This is a genomic window from Bartonella sp. AP21QHHD (assembly GCF_042196205.1).
Taxonomy (GTDB): Bacteria; Pseudomonadota; Alphaproteobacteria; order Rhizobiales; family Rhizobiaceae; genus Bartonella.
The window spans coordinates 64,575-83,068 of the sequence record NZ_JBHIPT010000023.1 but is presented as its reverse complement, the minus strand read 5'-3'; the positions used below and the strand labels follow the sequence as shown (position 1 = coordinate 83,068).

The window sequence follows — 18,494 nt, the reverse complement described above, 5'->3', positions numbered from 1 at the left end:
TTTTATCCATACGCTAATCCCACTTCCCACTTGTGACAGACAAGAAAATAATTTTTTATCATTCTCATAAAAAGTTTAAATAGAAAAATTTTACTATATTTGAGACTTTCATTTACGATGCAAAAAGATGTGTTATCACTATAAATTCAATGTCTTGCCTTTAATTCTCGCCACTTGCGAACATTCATATTATGTTCTTCTAAAGTTCGAGAAAAAACATGCCCTCCTGAACCATCAGCAACAAAATAAAGTGCATCACTGCTTGGTGGATGTGCCACCGCTTTCAAAGAATCTCGACCTGGATTTGCAATAGCCGTTGGGGGCAAACCATTAATTTTATAAGTATTATATGGTGTTTCCTTCTCAAGATCTGAACGATAAATCGCACGACCGGATGGTTTTCCTTTTCCTCCGAAGAGACCATAAATTACTGTTGGATCCGATTGAAGACGCATATGCTTTGTAAGGCGGTTATAAAATACCGCAGCAACCATTGGTCTTTCTGCTGCAATTCCCGTTTCTTTCTCAACAATTGAGGCTAATATAACAAATTCATCAATTGATTTAATAGGTAAACTAGGTGAACGCGTAGCCCATATAGCATGAATTAATTTTGTCTGTCCTTCACGCAATCTATTTACAATCTCTTTACGCGTTGTCCCCCGAATAAAACGAACCGTATCCGTCATTAAACAGCCTTCTGGAGGCAAAATTTTTGGAAGGTCTCCAATCAAAATTTCATTCGCAGCTAATCGATCGAAAACTTGCTGAACCGTTAAACCTTCAGGTACTGTAAATGTATACTCTATAGATTTTCCTTTCACAAGAATATCCATAATATCCTGCATCGAAGCATGAGCTGGAATTAAATATTCACCAGCCTTCAGATGCGTTGTTTTTTGGTGATAACCAACCCCATAAACAAAAATATCTGATGATCGAATGAAACCACGTTTTTCTAGCAATGAAGCAATTTCACGAATTCCGGTACCAGGATGGATAAGAACAATTTGTTCTTCCTCAATTTTTCCCTTTTCTTCAAAAATACTTTTTCCAATATAAAGAGGAATACTTATGGCAAAAAGAATAATCACAATCAGCATAAGAAAAAAATGACCGAGAATGACCAACGGATTACGGACGATAGATGATTTCTTTCGTTTTTTATGTATTAACATGTCATAACTATCTGCTAAATGATTCGAAGAGGAATCACTTACGTCCTTTAATGATTTTCCATTTTTCACATCGGACATAACCCCTCAATAGCGATTAAGGATAATATTATAATTTCTCATTCACCTTATAATAAAGTAGAAAACTCAAAAGCAAAAATTAAATAAAAATACTTATTATCCCCTAAAACGTCGCATCACCAACGATGCATTTGTCCCACCAAATCCAAAAGAATTAGAAAGAATCGTATCAATCTTTCGTTCACGCGGTTTGTGTGGTACAAGATCGATTTTCGTTTCAATCGATGGATTGTCAAGATTAAGTGTCGCTGGGGCTATATTATCCCGTATAGCTAAAATAGAAAAAATAGCCTCAGCAGCACCGGCTGCACCAAGTAAATGCCCGATAGATGATTTCGTTGATGACATAGAAACTTGTGGTGCATAACTCCCTAAAACACGCTCAACAGCCGCTAGCTCTATGGAATCAGCCATCGTAGATGTACCATGAGCATTAATATAATCAAGTTCACTCACATTCACTTGTGCACGCTTAAGAGCAGCTATCATACTACGCTGAGCCCCTTCACCACTTTCTGAAGGCGCTGTAATGTGGTAAGCGTCACCAGATAAACCATAGCCAATAACCTCAGCATAAATACGCGCTCCTCGTTTTTTGGCATGTTCCAGCTCTTCTAAAACAACAACAGCTGCTCCTTCCCCCATCACAAAACCATCACGATCAGTATCATAAGGACGTGACGCCCGTTCAGGATCATCATTGCGACAAGTGGAAAGAGCTCTACAAGCTGCAAAACCTGCAAGAGATATCCGATTTATTGGAGATTCGGTTCCCCCTGCCACCATGACATCTGCATCACCAAACATAATCAAACGTACCGCATCACCAATCGCATGCGCCCCTGTTGAACAAGCCGTTACAACAGAATGATTAGGCCCCCGTAAACCATATTGAATAGACACATAACCAGAAGCAAGATTAATCAAACGACCCGGAATAAAAAAAGGAGAAACACGACGTGGGCCCTTATCACGAAGCGTATAACCAGCTTCAACAATACCCTCAACTCCCCCAATTCCCGAACCAATTAACACGCCTGTACAAATCTGATCTTCATCACTCTTAGGAAACCATTCGGCATCTGCAAGCGCTTGGTTAGCAGCTGCCATTGCATAAACAATAAATGCATCAACTTTACGTTGCTCTTTAGGTTCCATATACAAATCAGCATTATAAGTCCCCTCTGTTCCATCCCCTAAGGGGATACGCGCAGCAATCTGGCATGGCAAATCTGACACATCAAACTCAGTGATACGTCGGACACCACTTCTTCCTTCAAGAAGTCGTTTCCAACTATATTCAGTATTACCAGCTAATGGAGATACCAACCCTAAACCAGTAACAACAACACGCCTCATAACTTCTAACCTTGAACTAAACTTCACCTCTCAAAGCTCTCTTTTCAAAAGAGCTCCGAAGAATATAGGCAAAAGCAATTTATGCCTTTGCCCTTTAGTAATCACGCAGAAGCTTTATCAATGAACTTGACTGCATCGCCAACTGTGAAAATCGTTTCAGCAGCTTCATCTGGAATTTCTACCCCAAACTCTTCTTCAAAAGCCATAACGAGTTCAACCGTATCAAGGCTATCAGCCCCTAGATCATCGATAAAGCTTGCATTTTCTACAACTTTATCAGCATTAACCCCAAGATGTTCCACGATAATTTTCTTAACGCGCTCTACTGTATCACTCATGTTGAAATCCTCGAATTTATATTTTCCTATAATTTGGTTAACTATATCGGTTCATCTAATCAAGCAATAGATGCATTACTTTAAAAGATTTTAGTAATGATTTAAAACATCCTGTGGATATCCCCTACAAAATGAACCAATCTGACATTCCGACATCAATTGATCAACGACCATATTAAAGAAATAGATGCATCTATCCATTTCAATCGTTACTATCTAAAATAATACAACTCATAAATCAATGTGGAATAAAATAAATACTCAAATCATTGCCATTCCACCATTGATATGGAGTGTTTGACCTGTCGTATAGGCTGCTTCATCGCTTGCTAAATAAACAGCAGCAGCGGCTATTTCTTGCCCACTTCCCATACGTTTCATCGGAATCGCAGCCATAATGGCTTCTTTTTGCTTTTCATTAAGCTTGTCTGTCATTGCGGATTTAATAAATCCTGGAGCAATACAATTGACAGTGATGTTTCGCGAAGCAATTTCTTGTGCCAATGCTTTAGAAAAACCTATCAAGCCTGCTTTTGCAGCACAATAATTCGTTTGTCCAGGGTTTCCCACAACACCAACAACAGATGTAATGTTAATAATCCTTCCATAACGGCGGCGCATCATAGAATGTATTAATTCACGCGTCAAAAGAGAAGCAGCTGTTAGGTTAACTTCTAAAACATCATCCCAGTCTTTATCTTGCATACGCACAAAAAGACCATCCCTAGTGATTCCCGCATTGTTAACCAAAATATCGACGCCATCCATTTTTCTTTCTGCAACTTCAGCCAATTGTTTAATCGATTGGCGTTCAGAAAGATTAGCGGGGAATACAAAAACATTCTGCCCTAATTCTGCCGCCACTTCTCTAAGCTTTTCTTCGCGTGTTCCATGAAGTCCAACAATGGCTCCTTGTGCATGAAAGCAGCGTGCAATTGCCTCACCAATTCCTCCCGAAGCCCCCGTTACAAGAGCTTTACGTCCTGTTAATCTAAACATTTTTTAACTCCTTATAGATTAAACGCCGAGCATACCTAGCGCTGATTCTATTTCATCAACTGTTCCAATGGTTACCCCCTTTATATCTTTGTTAATACGACGCGTTAAACCTGTTAATACTTTTCCAGAACCAACTTCAAAAAGCGTATCAACTCCATTAGCAGCGATCCATTCTATTGTTTCACGCCATCGCACCCTCCCAGTCACTTGTTGGACAAGAAGAGTAGTAATACGCTCTGGATTGCTCTCAGGTGCAACAGAAACATTGGCAATCAAAGGAACAATAGGGGACATTTTGTTAACAGTCAAAAGTGCTTTCTTCATGGCATCAGCAGCAGGTTGCATTAAAGATGAATGAAAAGGTGCAGAAACAGGAAGAAGAAGTGCACGTTTTGCACCTTTTGTTGATGCAATCTCTACCGCTGCCTCAACTGCTTTTGCTTTACCGGAAATAACAATTTGCCCACCACCATTATCATTAGCAATCTGACATAGTCCTTCTCCAGAAACAGTTTCACAAATTTCTTCCACAATGTGCTCTTCTAAACCAATTAATGCAGCCATAGAACCTTCACCAACCGCGACCGCAGCCTGCATAGCATTGCCACGAATACGCAAAAGTCTTGCCGTATCTGTGAGAGTAAATGTACCAGCAGCACAAAGAGCCGAATATTCGCCTAAAGAATGACCAGCAACAAACCTTACCTTTTCTTCTATACGAAGCCCTAATTGTTTCATCACACGAATGACAGCCATAGATACAGCCATTAATGCCGGTTGTGCATTTGCTGTTAACGTTAAAACATCTGCTGGTCCTTCAAAAATGATCTTTGATAATTTCTCACCCAAAGCATCATCAACTTCCTCGAAAACCATCCGTGCGACAATAAATTGCTCTGCAAGCGCTTTCCCCATACCAACAAGTTGACTCCCCTGCCCTGGAAAAATAAAAGCTGCACCCATTTATCAACTCCTAAAACTGTACAATTAAATTATTTTCTTTTGACCTTATTCATCCGCACAAATCAATATAAAGCCCTTTATTTAAAACGAATACCACACCTAAAATTATATTTTAAGGGCGGAATTTGATATAAAAACTTAGGAAAATAGGGTGCTATAAACTGAATAACACCCAAACTTATGAGACTTCCTAAAAGTGCACCTGCTAAAATATCAAAGGGATAATGTACACCCACAAAGATGCGCGCCCAACAGATCAAACACAAAAATACGGTGGCAAATTTAAAAGTAACTTTGTATCGGTAAAAATAAAAGTTAGCTGCATAAGATGCAATGGTCAAGGCATGATTACTAGGAAAAGAAGCTGTTGCACGATGTTGAATAAGCGGTGTCGTCAGCCCTACCACGAATGGGCGAGGATGAAAATAAAAAAGAGAAATGAGATAACCTATGAAAAGAGATGCACAAATACTCATGCAAATGCTTAGCACAACACACCGTTCCCTCTCCCCACCACAAAACCACAACGCACAAAGATGGAGAGGAATAATATAAATTAAAAACTTTGCACAAAAAATACTAAACAAAACTACAATCGACCAAGCTTGATGATTGCCGACAAACATTTCAAAGAGTGTAACATCAATCTGGTTTAAAAAGTCCATTTTTCCCTCCTTTGCCTTTATATTACAGTATTATCTTTTTGTAGAAGAAGGAAATATATCAAGATTTAACAAATCAATTTTTTTGTGTGCATAAACTTGCTATTTTAAAAGATAACCTGTAGATATGAAATATTCGTTGCCGGCACTTTAGCTGGAGGTTGAACGGAGGGCTGTAAAATATCAGTAGGAAATACAATGTTTCCGGCCTCCCGTATCTCCGCTCTGAGATGTCTCGAATTGTAAACGCGTCCTTTCTTCTTTGGATTTCCAAAAAAGACAAGTCGCAGAGGCTTTGCGCTAAAACCGGTGAAATTTAATTGAAGAAAGGCAAAACAATGGCTCTTTATGAACATATGTTCCTTGCCCGACAAGACATTGCACCGCAGCAAGTTGATGAACTTTTGAGTCTCTACAAAGGTGTCATTGAAGCGCATGGTGGAAAAGTTGGGCGTATAGAAAATTGGGGACTTCGTCCTCTTGCTTACCGTATTCGTAAAAACCGTAAAGCTTATTATGTCTTAGTCAATATTGATGCACCAGCTTCAGCAATTGCTGAAGTGGAGCGTCAGATGCGCATCAATGAAGATATTTTGCGTTATATGACCATTCGCGTAGAAAAACACGAAAAAGAAAAATCTGCTATGCTCTCACACCTTGATCGCAATAGTCACATTGGACATGATGAAGAGCGTCCTCGTTTTCCACGTCGTCAACGTGAAAATACTATAGAAGGGGTAGAATGATGACTGATACTAATCAAAACTCTGCACGTCGCCCCTTTCATCGTCGTCGTAAAACATGTCCTTTTTCAGGGACCAATGCTCCCAAAATTGATTATAAAGACATCAAGTTGTTACAACGTTATATTTCCGAACGTGGGAAAATTGTTCCTTCACGGATTACTGCTGTTAGTCAGAAAAAACAGCGTGAATTAGCTAATGCTATCAAACGTGCTCGCTTTTTAGGCTTACTTCCGTACGTTATAAAGTAAGCAATCAATACGCTAAGCAACTGGAGAGTTTCTCCAGTTGCTTTTCTTATATGGTTAAAAAATAGCTTGTTGTATCCTATGTTAAGCTATTAAATGTCAAAGTTGGGGTATTGACACGCCTCTAACTGCAGAAAGCAGGACAGCAATAAATGAAAAAAAATCGTACTTATGAGATATTAACCGGTATTTTGGCAGGATTATTTGCTGTTGTGATAGGACTGGCAATCATCAGTGTTGCAAATATCGCGCCCTTTTTTTCTCTTCTTCTTGGCTGCTTTCTTTCATTGCCAATTTTTATTGTTGCGTTCGGTCAAGGAACATTAGCCAGTCTCATCGCCCTCATAAGTGCCACTGTTGTTCTTATCATAACCACTAATACCTATATTGCTCTTGGCTTTATGTTCTTATTTTTCCTTCCTGCTGTCTATGCTTCTTGGCTTCTTGGGCTTGCACGACCAGCGCAAAAAGAAAACGAACTGATATGGTATCCATTATCATCGGTTATTTTTCATTTAACTAATTTTATCGCTCTTATAGCAACTTTCATTGGGCTCTATGTTCAAACACGTCCTTCCACACCCATCGTTGCAAAAAAAATCACCGAAAACATAGCACAAACTCTGCAACAAACACAGTCAATAAAAGAAGCCGATATACGCGCTTTTAATGAGCTTTTAATGACGCATACAGCAACTTTTACTGCTTTTTCTTTGACTATTTATAGTTTGGTTTTTCTCATTGGTAACCTTTACTTTTCCATGATAGCAGCACAACATATGAAATGGCTGAAAAGACCCCGTGATGATTGGAGCCAAACTCTCCGCCTTCCAATTTCTGGAATTATTATTTTTATTATTGTTTGCATAGCATCGATGATTGAGTTGAGCGCTTCTCTTAACTTGAGTACCCTTGCCTTTAGTACTGCATACACTGTCATCATATTAATTAGCGGTCTAGCATATCTTCACAATATTACAAAAGGGGTAAACGGTCGGATTATTATACTTTCTCTTGTTTATATTGCTATTTTTACAGTCGTTTTTACTCCACCTATTGTTTTCATGATGCTTTTGATGGGAATTTGGGCTGCTATTCAATACAATTTTCAATCACGCAAAAAACTCCACTAAATTTATTTGTTCGAAAGGAAAAACTATGGATATTATTTTACTTGAGCGCATTCCTCGTCTTGGTCAGATGGGTGATATTGTCTCAGTTAAAGATGGTTATGCGCGTAATTTTCTCTTGCCTCAAGGTAAAGCTTTACGCGCAAATGAAGCTAATAAAAAACATTTTGAGGTACAACGTGCACAACTTGAAGCACGTAATCTTGAACGCAAAAGCGAAGCGCAAAAAATTGCTGAAAAACTTGATGGACAATCATTCATTGTTGTTCGTTCTGCTGGTGAAACGGGACAACTTTATGGTTCTGTGTCAACACGTGATATTGCTGAAATCATAACAGATGAAGGCTTTTCTATTGGAAGAAATCAAATCGAACTTAATCATCCAATAAAAATGATCGGTCTTCACACTATCACTCTTAGCTTACATCCAGAGGTTCAAATTTCTGTGATTATTAATGTTGCGCGTTCTACCAGTGAAGCACAACGCCAAGCAGAAGGTGAAACCCTCACTTCGGCTAAAGAAATATATAATATTCAAGAAGAATTATTAGAAGAAAGTCAGGAGGAATTATTGGCAGAAGAAATTAATGACAACGATATAAACAGTTCTCATCAAGAAGCTTAATTGCTATTTTTGCTTTCTGTTTTATATTTTTTATTCCATTTTAAATATCGCTCATAAAATACTCACACTTTAAAAGTGAGTATTTTATGGCTATCGTACATAAAGAACCTAATTTTTATGAAAGAATTAGAAATATATTATTTAAAGGCATTACATGCCGAGAATGATAATATCACTAAGAGTGAAATGTCTTTTTTTTTCCAGCATATAAAGCAAAAATAATTTAAAGTTCTACCCTTAAGGCTAAAGTTTGTATGAGCGTTAAGTTGATTATATCCTTACATGATCTGAAATAATTTCAGTTATAAAAAAAATAATTCTACTTACACAGATATTGGAATTTTAAGGTTAAGTAACTTAAAAATACTTAAATTTAGAGTAGCAAAACTTCCACTTTAAAATCACATATTATAAAATGAAATAGATAGACGTTATATAAATAATACACAAATGATAAATGAGGAACGAAAAGAGAGTTTTAAAAAATTATATAATTTTAACTTAAAATGAAGATTTGTAGCTCTATTCTTTTAATTATACGATTTTCAATTTATCGCCTAAAGTAGCTAGACTTAGAATTTTAGTGGAAAAATATTATGGAAGAAACTAACGTTGTTAATGTCAGCTCTTCAAAGAAAGAGGATTCTCCTTCTTTTCGGCAACTTCCGCATAATATTGAAGCTGAACAGGCATTGCTTGGTGCCATCTTTATCAACAATGATTCTCTTGACCGCGTTTCAGATTTTCTAAAACCAGAACATTTTTTTGAACCATTGCATCAAAAAATTTATCATGTTTTATCTCACCTTATTAAAATAGGAAAACGTGTAGATCCAGTTACAATCAAGCCCTATATCCAAATGGAAGAAAAAATTGGAGATATTACTGTATACCAATATGTTGTTCGCTTAGCCACAGAGGCAGTCACTATTATTAACGCTGAAGATTATGGACGCGTCATTTACGATCTCTTTATCCGACGGTCTTTGATTAACCTTGGAACTCAAGTTGTCAATACAGCCTTTGATGCTCCTGTAGAACTCACACCTACCCAACAAATTGAAACTGTTGAAAATCAGTTATTTGAGCTAGCAGAAAAAGGGAAATATGGAGGTGGATTTGAAAATTTTAATGAGGCTATTAAAAAAGCTATCGATATGGCAAGTGCTGCGAAAAAGCGCTCTTCACAATTATCAGGGATAGCCACCCATATTAAAACACTTGATGAAAAAATGGGAGGATTACAAGCATCTGACTTAATTATCCTTGCGGGCCGCCCTGGTATGGGTAAAACCTCACTGGCTACCAATATTGCCTTTAATATTGCTAATGCTTATAATCGTAATGCCAATATCCAAGAAAATGAAGGCGGCATTGTGGGATTCTTCTCACTTGAGATGTCATCCGAACAGCTTGCAACCCGTATTATTTCTGAACAAACAGAAGTCTCTTCTTCTGATATTCGGCGTGGCAATATTTCAGATGAACAATTTTCAAAAATTATTCGTGCGGTGAACCAACTACAAAAGGCACCACTTTATATTGATCAAACTGGGGGAATATCAATTACGCAATTAGCTGCTCGTGCGCGGCGTCTCAAGCGGCAACATGGTTTAGATATCTTGTTTATTGACTATATCCAACTCATGACAAGCAGTTCAAAGCGTTCATCAGAAAATCGTGTTCAAGAGATCACAGAAATTACCACAGGATTAAAAGCATTAGCAAAAGAATTGAATATTCCTATTATCGCTCTCTCTCAACTTTCTCGTCAAGTAGAAAATAGAACAGATAAACGTCCACAGCTCTCAGATTTACGTGAATCTGGTTCAATTGAGCAAGATGCCGATATCGTTCTGTTTGTCTATCGCGAAGAATACTATCTCAAAAATGAAGAACCAAAACTAGGTAGCTTGGAACATACGAAATGGCAAGAAATAATGGATAAAGCTTTTGGAAAAGCTGACGTTATTATTGCAAAACAGCGCCATGGGCCGACAGGAATCGTGCCCCTTGCCTTTCAATCTGATTTCACACGCTTTAGTGATCTGGCCGATAGCAATTACCTTCCAGAGCAAATTGGTTAAATCGACATGGCGCGTAATCGTATTCAATTTATCTGTCAAAATTGCGGAACCATTCATTCTCGTTGGGCAGGGAAATGTAGCGCTTGTGGGGAATGGAATTCCCTTATCGAAGAAACTATAAATAGCGGCATAGGAAGTGGTCCTAAGCAGAATGCTCGTAAAGGACGCATTGTCACACTCACATCTCTTTCTGGAAATATCGAAGATGCTCCACGTATTCATTCTGGTATTGCTGAACTTGATCGTGTTACCGGTGGGGGCTTTGTCCGTGGATCAGCACTCCTTGTTGGAGGTGATCCGGGTATTGGTAAATCAACATTGCTAACACAAACAGCCGCTGCTTTATCACGTAAAGGATATAATGTCATCTATGTTTCAGGTGAAGAGGCTATTGCGCAAATTTGTCTGCGCGCACAAAGGCTTGAAGCTAACAATACAGAAGTAAAACTTGCTGCTGAAACCAATGTTGAAGATATCCTGGCAACCTTAAGCGAACATAAAAACCTTGATATGGTGATTATCGATTCGATTCAAACCCTATGGTCAGATACAGCAGATTCAGCACCTGGTACTGTCACACAAGTACGTATCGGTGCTCAAGCTATGATCCGCTTTGCCAAGAAAACAGGAGCCGCCGTTGTTCTTGTTGGGCATGTTACAAAAGATGGACAAATTGCTGGTCCTCGAGTCGTTGAACATATGGTTGATGGCGTTCTCTATTTTGAGGGTGAAGGAGGACATCATTATCGCATTCTTAGAACTGTAAAAAATCGCTTCGGACCAACAGATGAAATTGGTGTCTTTGAAATGTCTGATAAAGGATTACGCGAAGTGATAAATCCATCTGAATTATTTTTAGGGGAACGTAATGAAAAAGCACCAGGCGCTGCTGTTTTTGCAGGAATGGAAGGGACACGCCCGATACTCGTAGAAATTCAAGCGCTTGTTGCTCCTTCTTCCCTTGGGACACCAAGACGTGCGGTTGTCGGATGGGATGGAAATCGTCTTTCTATGATTCTTGCTGTTTTAGAAGCTCATTGTGGCATTCGTTTTGGACAGCATGATGTCTATCTGAACGTGGCAGGTGGATATCGCATATCAGAACCTGCTGCTGATTTAGCTGTAGCCGCTGCTTTGGTATCTTCTCTTGCCAATATCGCATTGCCAACGGATTATGTCTATTTTGGTGAAGTCAGTCTTTCAGGAGCTACCCGCGCTGTTGCACATTCAGCACAGCGCATCAATGAAGCAAAAAAACTCGGCTTTCAAGGAGCCTTTCACCCCACAACAACAACCGAAATGATGAAGTCGCTCAACTTTCAACAAAAAACTTTCTCCGACCTTCCCGAACTCGTTGCTACTCTTACCGTAAGTAAAAAATGATCTGCACCACAGATATGATAATATAGAAAAAACTCTATAAAATACAAAAGATCCTTGCTATAAGAACAAAAAATGGCATAACAAAAAATATATTTGCACACAGACTTAAAAGAACACAACTTTATGTATAAGGAACAAACAAATGATCATAACAATCCTTGATGGAATTGTCGTAGTAATCATCCTGTTTTCCGCTTTTCTTGCTATGCTTCGAGGATTTTCACGTGAAGTGTTATCGTTGATTTCTTGGGCAGTTGCAGCTGTTACGACACTGTTTTTATTCAAACCTGTCTTACCTTTCTTTGAACAATATCTCTCTAATAAAATGATTGCATTGATCACAACATTGGTCACAATTTTTATTATTGTTCTCATTATTACTTCAATTATTACAATGAAGATCTCTGATTTTATTATTGATAGTCGAATTGGTATCCTTGACCGTGCTATTGGTTTTATTTTTGGAGCACTTCGTGGTTTACTTATCATGGTCATCGGTATGTTGCTGATTAATGCACTGATTAAACCCGAGCTTCAAGCGAATTGGTTAAAAAATGCAAAAACAAGGCCTATTTTAGATTCATTGGGACAAAAAGTTTGGGAAATACTCCCCAAAGATATTGGATCTGTTCTCGAAAAGACGGAAAATTTGTTTAAAGACAGCAATAAACTTACGTATGAGCAACACTCTCATGAAAAGATAATTTTCAAAAAATAGAGAATAGTTTTTCATGAGGAAAGAGAACTAAATGATGTAAAATGTGATATTAATGATTCCTCCATATCACAACTGAAAGAATATGATGATAAAAAGCGATGTTTTCTGTCAAGAATTTTCATTAGATGATGATACCCTTCATGAAGAATGTGGAGTTTTTGGTATTCTTGGGCATGAAGATGCCGCAACATTAACAGCTCTTGGACTCCACGCACTTCAGCATCGTGGGCAAGAAGCAGCTGGGATTGTTTCTTACCATAATAAAATATTTCATCAAGAAAAGCATTTAGGTCTTGTTGGCGATCACTATACAAACCCTGCAACACTTGCCCGCTTACTAGGAAATCGTGCTATTGGACATACCCGTTATTCAACAACTGGAGAAGTGGCATTACGCAATGTTCAACCCCTTTTTGCTGAATTGAAAGTTGGAGGTATTGCTATTGCGCATAATGGTAATCTTACCAATGGTCTCACATTACGCCGTGAACTCATCGCTTCTGGTGCTATCTGTCAATCAACGTCAGATTCAGAAGTTTTTCTCCATCTTATCGCTCGCTCACGTTATGAATCGTCCTCTGATCGTTTTGTTGATGCGATTCGGCAAGTAGAAGGTGGGTATGCTATGTTAGCGCTCACACGTACAAAGCTTATTGCGGCACGCGATCCAACAGGAATTAGACCTCTCGTGATGGGGGAACTTGATGGTAAGCCTATCTTTTGTTCTGAAACTTGTGCTCTTGATATTATTGGAGCAAAATATGTCCGTGATGTTAAAAATGGAGAAATCATCATATGTGAAATACAAAAAAATGGGGAAATTACGAAAAAAATTATAAAACCAGAAAATGAGACACCAGAAAAGCTTTGTTTATTTGAATATGTTTATTTTGCCCGCCCAGACTCAATCGTTGGAGGGCGTAGTGTTTATACAACACGTAAAAATATGGGAATTCGTTTAGCACAAGAAGCCCCCTGTAAGGGTGATGTTGTAGTTCCTGTTCCTGACGGAGGAACACCTGCCGCAATTGGCTATGCACAAGAAATTGGAATTCCCTTCGAGCTTGGTATTATTCGTAATCACTATGTTGGCCGCACTTTTATCGAACCAACACAACAAATTCGCGCTTTTGGCGTCAAGTTAAAACATTCGGCAAACCGTCCTGTGATTGAAGGAAAACGTGTTATTCTGGTTGATGACTCTATTGTGCGTGGAACAACATCCCTTAAAATTGTACGAATGCTTCGCGATGCAGGAGCAAAAGAAGTTCATATGCGCATTTCTAGCCCTATGATTTTTTATCCTGACTTTTATGGTATTGATACACCTAAAGCTGAAAACCTTTTAGCAAATCAATATCCAGATTTAAAATCTATGTGTGATTTTATTGGAGCGGATTCATTAGAATTTCTTTCAACGGATGGATTATATCTTGCTGTAGCAGGGGAAAAACGGAATAACGCCGATCCACAATTTACTGACCATTATTTTACTGGATATTATCCTACGCATCTGGTTGATCAAGAAAATCTCTCCAAAATTCATCAATCATCTGTTCTTAAAACAAGAGATTAATGATGACAAAACGTGACTTTAGTCTCCATGGGCGTGTTGCACTTGTTACTGGCGCATCAAGAGGGATTGGCTATTATTTGGCACTCGAGCTTGCTGCACGCGGTGCTCATATTATTGCTCTTGCACGAACAGTCAGTGGACTTACTGAATTAGATAATCAAATCCGAGAAAAAGGAGCTCATGCAACCCTTGTTCCCCTTGACTTGCATCATATGGAAAACATCGATACCCTTGCTATCTCAATTGCCAAACGCTGGAAAAAACTTGATATTATCGTTGCAAACGCAGGAATTCTTGGAACACTCTCACCAATAGCGCATATAGAAAACACGGTATTTGAAGATGTTTTTCAAATAAATCTTTTCAGCCAATGGCGCTTAATGAAAGCCGTTGAGCCTTTATTACGTGAATCTGATGCTGGACGAGCCATCCTGTTATCCTCAAGCGTTGCGCATGCTGCGCGCCCTTTCTGGGGAGCTTATGCAGCCTCTAAAGCGGCTTTAGAGGTGATTGCCCGCTGTTGGGCAGAAGAACTCAAACAAACCCCTATTAAGATTAATTGTGTCAACCCTGGTGCCACACGCACTGCCATGCGCGCTGAAGCTATGCCCGGTGAAGATCCACAAACTCTTCCTTTACCACAAGAGGTTGCAAAAAAGATAGTCCATTTGTTATCACCTGATTTAAAGGAAACTGGAAAACTCTTTAATGTCCATAAAAATCGGTTTGTAGATTATCATGTACCTGATTGATCATCATATGAGAAGTAAATCGTTTGACTCTCTCTTTTTCCTGTGCTTTTCGACAGAAGAATGAAGCACTTTATAATTCTTGGATAGCTTTAGCATCAGCCTTTTTCTCTTCTAAAGTAGCACGTTTATTATAAGCGATAAAACTACAAGGGAGAAAAATCATATAGCTAACAGCTGTAATCAATAAAGTTTCCCATGTGTAAGTCGCAAGAAAACCGACATAAATAACAATGACCAACATGCAAGGTATAACGATATCGCGCCTTAAATTTTGATCAATTGTTTTTGCATTCCATACCGGTAAACGACTAATCAAAAGAAAAGCAATAATTACAGTATAAAGACTAAAAAATAATGCCCACCCCCAATTGGGGACCAAACCAAGAGTGCCTAAATAGGTAGGCAATAAAAGTAATAATGCTCCTGCTGGTGCTGGAACACCAACAAAATAACTTCTCTGCCACTTAGGTATATTGGGGTTATCTAACATCACATTAAAACGTGCTAATCGCAAACAACAAGCAACACAATAAACAAGGGCAGCAACCCACCCAATATGATTCGCTTGATTCAAGATAAAAGAATAAACAATGAGTGCAGGGGTAACACCAAAATTTATAACATCAGCAAGAGAATCCATCTGTGCCCCAAAAGATGAACTACCATCTATTAAACGGGCAATGCGACCATCAGCACCATCTAAAACTGCGGCCAAAAGCACCATTAAAATAGCAGCTTCATAGCGATGTTCAAAAGCCAAACGAATGCTGCTCATCCCTGCACAAATTGCTAAAATAGTAATGATATTGGGAATGACATACCGCATTGATGTAGGTGAACGCCGCCGATTTGCAACATCATCATGCTGCCCCTCAGGATTGAATGAAGAAAATGGCGAAAAATTTTTCATTGTGAGTCCTAATCGTATCTGAAGTCCGTTGTGGCACTCTTATCATCAAAAGAACCCAAAACTGTTTCTCCAGCAATTGCTGTCTGTCCAACTGCAACACGCAATTTCATTTCAGTTGGTATATAAACATCAAGGCGAGAACCAAAACGAATCAATCCAAATCGCTCACCAGTCATAACGGCATCGTTTTCTTTTGACCAGCAAACAATCCGGCGCGCAACCATTCCCGCTATTTGTACGACACCAATTTTACCATGTTTGCTATCAATTACCACCCCATTACGCTCATTAAACTGACTAGCTTTATCAAAGTCAGCATTGGTAAATCGACCTGGATGATAAACGATAGACTCTACTGTACCACTGATAGGAATACGATTAATATGGCATGAAAAAACATCCATAAAAATGGAAATACGGATCATTTCATCTTTCCCTAATCCTAATTCTTCAGGTGGAACACATGATTCCACAAATGAAATACGCCCATCTGCAGGCGACATAACCCAATTTGAATTCAAAGGGATCACACGATCTGGATCACGGAAAAAGTATACACACCACACCGTGAGAACGAGACCAAACCAAAACAACGGACTCCATATCCAACCAAGAATGAGCGAAATAACAAAAAACGCTACAATAAAAGGATAACCTTCTTTATGAACCGTTACAAAGCTATTATGGAAAGATTGCAGAATACTCATATAATTTCCTATTCATCGTAAACTTAAACAAGCAACAAAGCTTTTTGTTCCTCTTGTGTCTTTTTATGTATTTAATCAATCACTCCATATAAAGATATAGATTACATTTTGCTCTATTTATTTTTTACGATTAACAACACTCGTCTCATCTTCTTCACGCATTTTACGTAATTTTTCTTCTGCTTGCGATGCTTCAAGCTGCTTATTCCACATTGAAGCATAGAGACCTTTCTTGCGTAAAAGCTCTGTATGCGTCCCATTTTCAATAATACGACCACTTTTAAGAACTAAAATTTCATCCGCATTGATAACAGTAGAAAGACGGTGCGCAATAATCAATGTTGTACGTCCACGGCTTACAATATCCAATGCTTGTTGAATTTCCTGTTCCGTCGCCGTATCAAGAGCCGCCGTTGCTTCATCTAGAATAAGAAGTGGAGGAGCTTTTAAAAGTGTCCGTGCAATAGCCACGCGTTGTTTTTCACCACCTGATAATTTGAGACCTCGCTCTCCTACCATAGACTGAAAACCTTCCGGTAAAATTTCAATAAATTTTGATATTTGTGCCATTTCAGCAGCTTTGCGCATCTCTTCATCTGTAGCACTTGGACGCCCATAGCAAATATTATAGGCAATTGTATCATTAAATAACACCGTATCTTGTGGGACCATGCCAATCGCTTCACGCAAACTCTTTTGTGTTACGTCACGAATATCCTGCCCATCAATTGTGATAGAGCCTGCATCAACATCATAAAACCGAAAAAGCAACCGAGAAATAGTAGATTTACCGGCACCCGATGGACCGACAATAGCGACTGTTTTTCCTCCAGGAACTTCAAAATCAATATCTCTGAGAATCTGACGTCTCGAATCATAGGAAAACTTTACCTGATGAAAACAAATGGTCCCATCGCTTATCTCTAACGGTTTAGCATCCGATTTATCAACGATCTCTTTCTGAACATCTAAAAGATCAAACATTGCTTCAATATCCGTTAAACCTTGTCGAATATCACGATACATTGAACCAATAAAATTTAGTGGAATGGAAAGTTGCATTAAAAGCGCATTAATAAAAACAAAATCTCCTAAAGTTTGTGTCTTATAAAAAACTTCATAAGCTGACATCAGCATCATGATCGTCATTCCAATACCAAAGATAAGAGTCTGACCAAAATTAAGCCAGCTTAAAGATGTCCAAATCTTTGTTGCGGCTTTTTCATAACCTACCATAGAAGCATCAAATCGATCGGCTTCTAGAGTTTCATTACCAAAATATTTGACCGTTTCAAAATTCAAAAGAGAATCAACAGCGCGAGTATTCGCCTCAGTATCCGCTGTATTCATTTTTTGTCGAATGCGAATACGCCAATCACTCGCCTTAATGGTAAACAAAATATATAATCCAACCGTTACAACAACAATGAGAAGATAATGCCACCCATAACTTATATAAAATACCAGTGCCGTTAATATAAATTCTAAAACTGTTGGTACTGTACTAAGAATTGAAAATCTTACGATCGCTTCGATTCCTTTTGTTCCACGCTCAATCACACGAGAAAGCCCACCTGTTCGGCGTTCCAAATGAAATCGCAAAGATAACTCATGCATATGTACAAAGGTTTTATAAGCTAATTGACGAACAGCGTATTGACCAACAGTGGCAAACAGGGAATCGCGTAATTGATTTAATCCAGCCTGCATAATACGCGCGACATTGTATGCCAAAACAAGCATGATGGGAATAATCCAACTGGATGGGAACCATTCAGGTAGCTGAAAGCTTGAATCAAGCACATTCGTAGAATATTTAAATAAATACGGTACAGATATGAGAACGAGCTTAGCCAAAACAAGATAAAATATTGCCCATAGCACACGCATTTTTAGATCACGCCGCCCTACCGGCCACATATAGGGCCATAAATTGTAAAGTGTGTGCAGAGTCTTCCCTGTATCTGATGATACAGTTTTTGTCATTTCATTGCGTTTCATAAAGTCCTTACTTCTCTATCATCCGCACAAACAGGCA

18 protein-coding genes are annotated in these 18,494 nt (G+C 38.6%); 9 read left to right on the top strand and 9 right to left on the bottom strand.

Annotated elements, in window-relative coordinates:
- Positions 1-146 precede the first annotated feature (146 nt).
- From mltG to ACFIMC_RS02120, 6 genes are all read right to left on the bottom strand, one after another.
- A complete protein-coding gene (gene mltG / locus ACFIMC_RS02145; RefSeq protein ID WP_375680709.1) occupies positions 147-1,256 on the bottom strand; it encodes an endolytic transglycosylase MltG in 1,110 nt (369 codons plus the stop codon).
- Between the two features lie 96 nt (positions 1,257-1,352).
- Positions 1,353-2,615, bottom strand: a complete 1,263-nt coding sequence (gene fabF, locus ACFIMC_RS02140) for a beta-ketoacyl-ACP synthase II (RefSeq protein WP_375612931.1) — start codon at positions 2,613-2,615, stop codon at positions 1,353-1,355.
- Positions 2,616-2,716: 101 nt separating this feature from the next.
- Complete coding sequence (locus ACFIMC_RS02135; RefSeq protein ID WP_004860281.1) at positions 2,717-2,953, bottom strand: acyl carrier protein; 237 nt, start codon at positions 2,951-2,953, stop codon at positions 2,717-2,719.
- A 261-nt stretch (positions 2,954-3,214) separates the two neighbouring features.
- Positions 3,215-3,952, bottom strand: coding sequence for a 3-oxoacyl-[acyl-carrier-protein] reductase (fabG, locus tag ACFIMC_RS02130; RefSeq protein WP_375612932.1), 738 nt, complete (start codon positions 3,950-3,952; stop codon positions 3,215-3,217).
- Positions 3,953-3,970: 18 nt separating this feature from the next.
- Entirely contained in the window at positions 3,971-4,915 is a 945-nt protein-coding gene (fabD, locus tag ACFIMC_RS02125) for an ACP S-malonyltransferase (protein ID WP_375612933.1), read from the bottom strand.
- Between the two features lie 77 nt (positions 4,916-4,992).
- Positions 4,993-5,580: an undecaprenyl-diphosphatase gene (locus ACFIMC_RS02120; RefSeq protein ID WP_375612934.1), complete on the bottom strand. Its 588-nt coding sequence runs from the start codon at positions 5,578-5,580 to the stop codon at positions 4,993-4,995.
- 335 nt (positions 5,581-5,915) lie between these two features.
- Between ACFIMC_RS02120 and rpsF the strand changes: the two genes are divergently transcribed.
- The 9 genes from rpsF to ACFIMC_RS02075 all read left to right on the top strand — a co-directional run bounded on the left by rpsF (position 5,916) and on the right by ACFIMC_RS02075 (position 14,839).
- The gene (gene rpsF / locus ACFIMC_RS02115; protein ID WP_375612935.1) at positions 5,916-6,323 is read left to right on the top strand and encodes a 30S ribosomal protein S6; all 408 of its coding nucleotides are present in this window, start codon (positions 5,916-5,918) and stop codon (positions 6,321-6,323) included.
- Positions 6,323-6,571, top strand: a complete 249-nt coding sequence (gene rpsR, locus ACFIMC_RS02110; protein WP_012754957.1) for a 30S ribosomal protein S18 — start codon at positions 6,323-6,325, stop codon at positions 6,569-6,571. Before rpsF ends, rpsR begins: the two co-directional genes overlap by 1 nt.
- Before the next feature lie 149 nt (positions 6,572-6,720).
- Positions 6,721-7,701, top strand: coding sequence for a hypothetical protein (locus ACFIMC_RS02105; RefSeq protein WP_375640129.1), 981 nt, complete (start codon positions 6,721-6,723; stop codon positions 7,699-7,701).
- Between the two features lie 25 nt (positions 7,702-7,726).
- Complete coding sequence (rplI, locus tag ACFIMC_RS02100; RefSeq protein WP_273791080.1) at positions 7,727-8,323, top strand: 50S ribosomal protein L9; 597 nt, start codon at positions 7,727-7,729, stop codon at positions 8,321-8,323.
- Between the two features lie 596 nt (positions 8,324-8,919).
- Positions 8,920-10,410: a replicative DNA helicase gene (locus ACFIMC_RS02095; RefSeq protein ID WP_375610161.1), complete on the top strand. Its 1,491-nt coding sequence runs from the start codon at positions 8,920-8,922 to the stop codon at positions 10,408-10,410.
- Positions 10,411-10,416: 6 nt separating this feature from the next.
- Positions 10,417-11,793 (top strand): DNA repair protein RadA, encoded by a 1,377-nt coding sequence (radA, locus tag ACFIMC_RS02090; protein ID WP_375612937.1) that lies wholly within the window; start codon positions 10,417-10,419, stop codon positions 11,791-11,793.
- Positions 11,794-11,935: 142 nt separating this feature from the next.
- Positions 11,936-12,511, top strand: a complete 576-nt coding sequence (locus ACFIMC_RS02085) for a CvpA family protein (RefSeq protein WP_375612938.1) — start codon at positions 11,936-11,938, stop codon at positions 12,509-12,511.
- Positions 12,512-12,593: 82 nt separating this feature from the next.
- On the top strand, positions 12,594-14,087 hold the full coding sequence (purF, locus tag ACFIMC_RS02080; protein ID WP_375671823.1) for an amidophosphoribosyltransferase: 1,494 nt from the start codon (positions 12,594-12,596) through the stop codon (positions 14,085-14,087).
- Positions 14,088-14,089: 2 nt separating this feature from the next.
- Entirely contained in the window at positions 14,090-14,839 is a 750-nt protein-coding gene (locus ACFIMC_RS02075) for an SDR family NAD(P)-dependent oxidoreductase (RefSeq protein ID WP_375613045.1), read from the top strand.
- 70 nt (positions 14,840-14,909) lie between these two features.
- Here the strand turns inward: ACFIMC_RS02075 and pssA are convergent, their stop codons facing one another.
- From pssA to ACFIMC_RS02060, 3 genes are all read right to left on the bottom strand, one after another.
- Complete coding sequence (pssA, locus tag ACFIMC_RS02070; RefSeq protein WP_375611225.1) at positions 14,910-15,749, bottom strand: CDP-diacylglycerol--serine O-phosphatidyltransferase; 840 nt, start codon at positions 15,747-15,749, stop codon at positions 14,910-14,912.
- 8 nt (positions 15,750-15,757) lie between these two features.
- Positions 15,758-16,456: a phosphatidylserine decarboxylase gene (locus tag ACFIMC_RS02065; RefSeq protein WP_375612939.1), complete on the bottom strand. Its 699-nt coding sequence runs from the start codon at positions 16,454-16,456 to the stop codon at positions 15,758-15,760.
- A gap of 117 nt (positions 16,457-16,573) precedes the next feature.
- The gene (locus ACFIMC_RS02060) at positions 16,574-18,457 is read right to left on the bottom strand and encodes an ABCB family ABC transporter ATP-binding protein/permease (protein WP_375620728.1); all 1,884 of its coding nucleotides are present in this window, start codon (positions 18,455-18,457) and stop codon (positions 16,574-16,576) included.
- Positions 18,458-18,494: the final 37 nt, after the last annotated feature.

What these genes read in the sequence shown, in the direction of transcription:
- ACFIMC_RS02065 (WP_375612939.1), bottom strand. Translation starts at nt 16,456, where the DNA reads ATGAGTATTCTGCAATCTTTCCATAATAGCTTTGTAACGGTTCATAAA.
- rpsF (WP_375612935.1), top strand. Translation starts at nt 5,916, where the DNA reads ATGGCTCTTTATGAACATATGTTCCTTGCCCGACAAGACATTGCACCG.
- ACFIMC_RS02095 (WP_375610161.1), top strand. Translation starts at nt 8,920, where the DNA reads ATGGAAGAAACTAACGTTGTTAATGTCAGCTCTTCAAAGAAAGAGGAT.
- radA (WP_375612937.1), top strand. Translation starts at nt 10,417, where the DNA reads ATGGCGCGTAATCGTATTCAATTTATCTGTCAAAATTGCGGAACCATT.
- fabG (WP_375612932.1), bottom strand. Translation starts at nt 3,952, where the DNA reads ATGTTTAGATTAACAGGACGTAAAGCTCTTGTAACGGGGGCTTCGGGA.
- ACFIMC_RS02135 (WP_004860281.1), bottom strand. Translation starts at nt 2,953, where the DNA reads ATGAGTGATACAGTAGAGCGCGTTAAGAAAATTATCGTGGAACATCTT.
- rplI (WP_273791080.1), top strand. Translation starts at nt 7,727, where the DNA reads ATGGATATTATTTTACTTGAGCGCATTCCTCGTCTTGGTCAGATGGGT.
- ACFIMC_RS02120 (WP_375612934.1), bottom strand. Translation starts at nt 5,580, where the DNA reads ATGGACTTTTTAAACCAGATTGATGTTACACTCTTTGAAATGTTTGTC.
- ACFIMC_RS02105 (WP_375640129.1), top strand. Translation starts at nt 6,721, where the DNA reads ATGAAAAAAAATCGTACTTATGAGATATTAACCGGTATTTTGGCAGGA.
- ACFIMC_RS02085 (WP_375612938.1), top strand. Translation starts at nt 11,936, where the DNA reads ATGATCATAACAATCCTTGATGGAATTGTCGTAGTAATCATCCTGTTT.
- pssA (WP_375611225.1), bottom strand. Translation starts at nt 15,749, where the DNA reads ATGAAAAATTTTTCGCCATTTTCTTCATTCAATCCTGAGGGGCAGCAT.
- rpsR (WP_012754957.1), top strand. Translation starts at nt 6,323, where the DNA reads ATGACTGATACTAATCAAAACTCTGCACGTCGCCCCTTTCATCGTCGT.
- purF (WP_375671823.1), top strand. Translation starts at nt 12,594, where the DNA reads ATGATGATAAAAAGCGATGTTTTCTGTCAAGAATTTTCATTAGATGAT.
- mltG (WP_375680709.1), bottom strand. Translation starts at nt 1,256, where the DNA reads ATGTCCGATGTGAAAAATGGAAAATCATTAAAGGACGTAAGTGATTCC.
- fabF (WP_375612931.1), bottom strand. Translation starts at nt 2,615, where the DNA reads ATGAGGCGTGTTGTTGTTACTGGTTTAGGGTTGGTATCTCCATTAGCT.
- ACFIMC_RS02060 (WP_375620728.1), bottom strand. Translation starts at nt 18,457, where the DNA reads ATGAAACGCAATGAAATGACAAAAACTGTATCATCAGATACAGGGAAG.
- fabD (WP_375612933.1), bottom strand. Translation starts at nt 4,915, where the DNA reads ATGGGTGCAGCTTTTATTTTTCCAGGGCAGGGGAGTCAACTTGTTGGT.
- ACFIMC_RS02075 (WP_375613045.1), top strand. Translation starts at nt 14,090, where the DNA reads ATGACAAAACGTGACTTTAGTCTCCATGGGCGTGTTGCACTTGTTACT.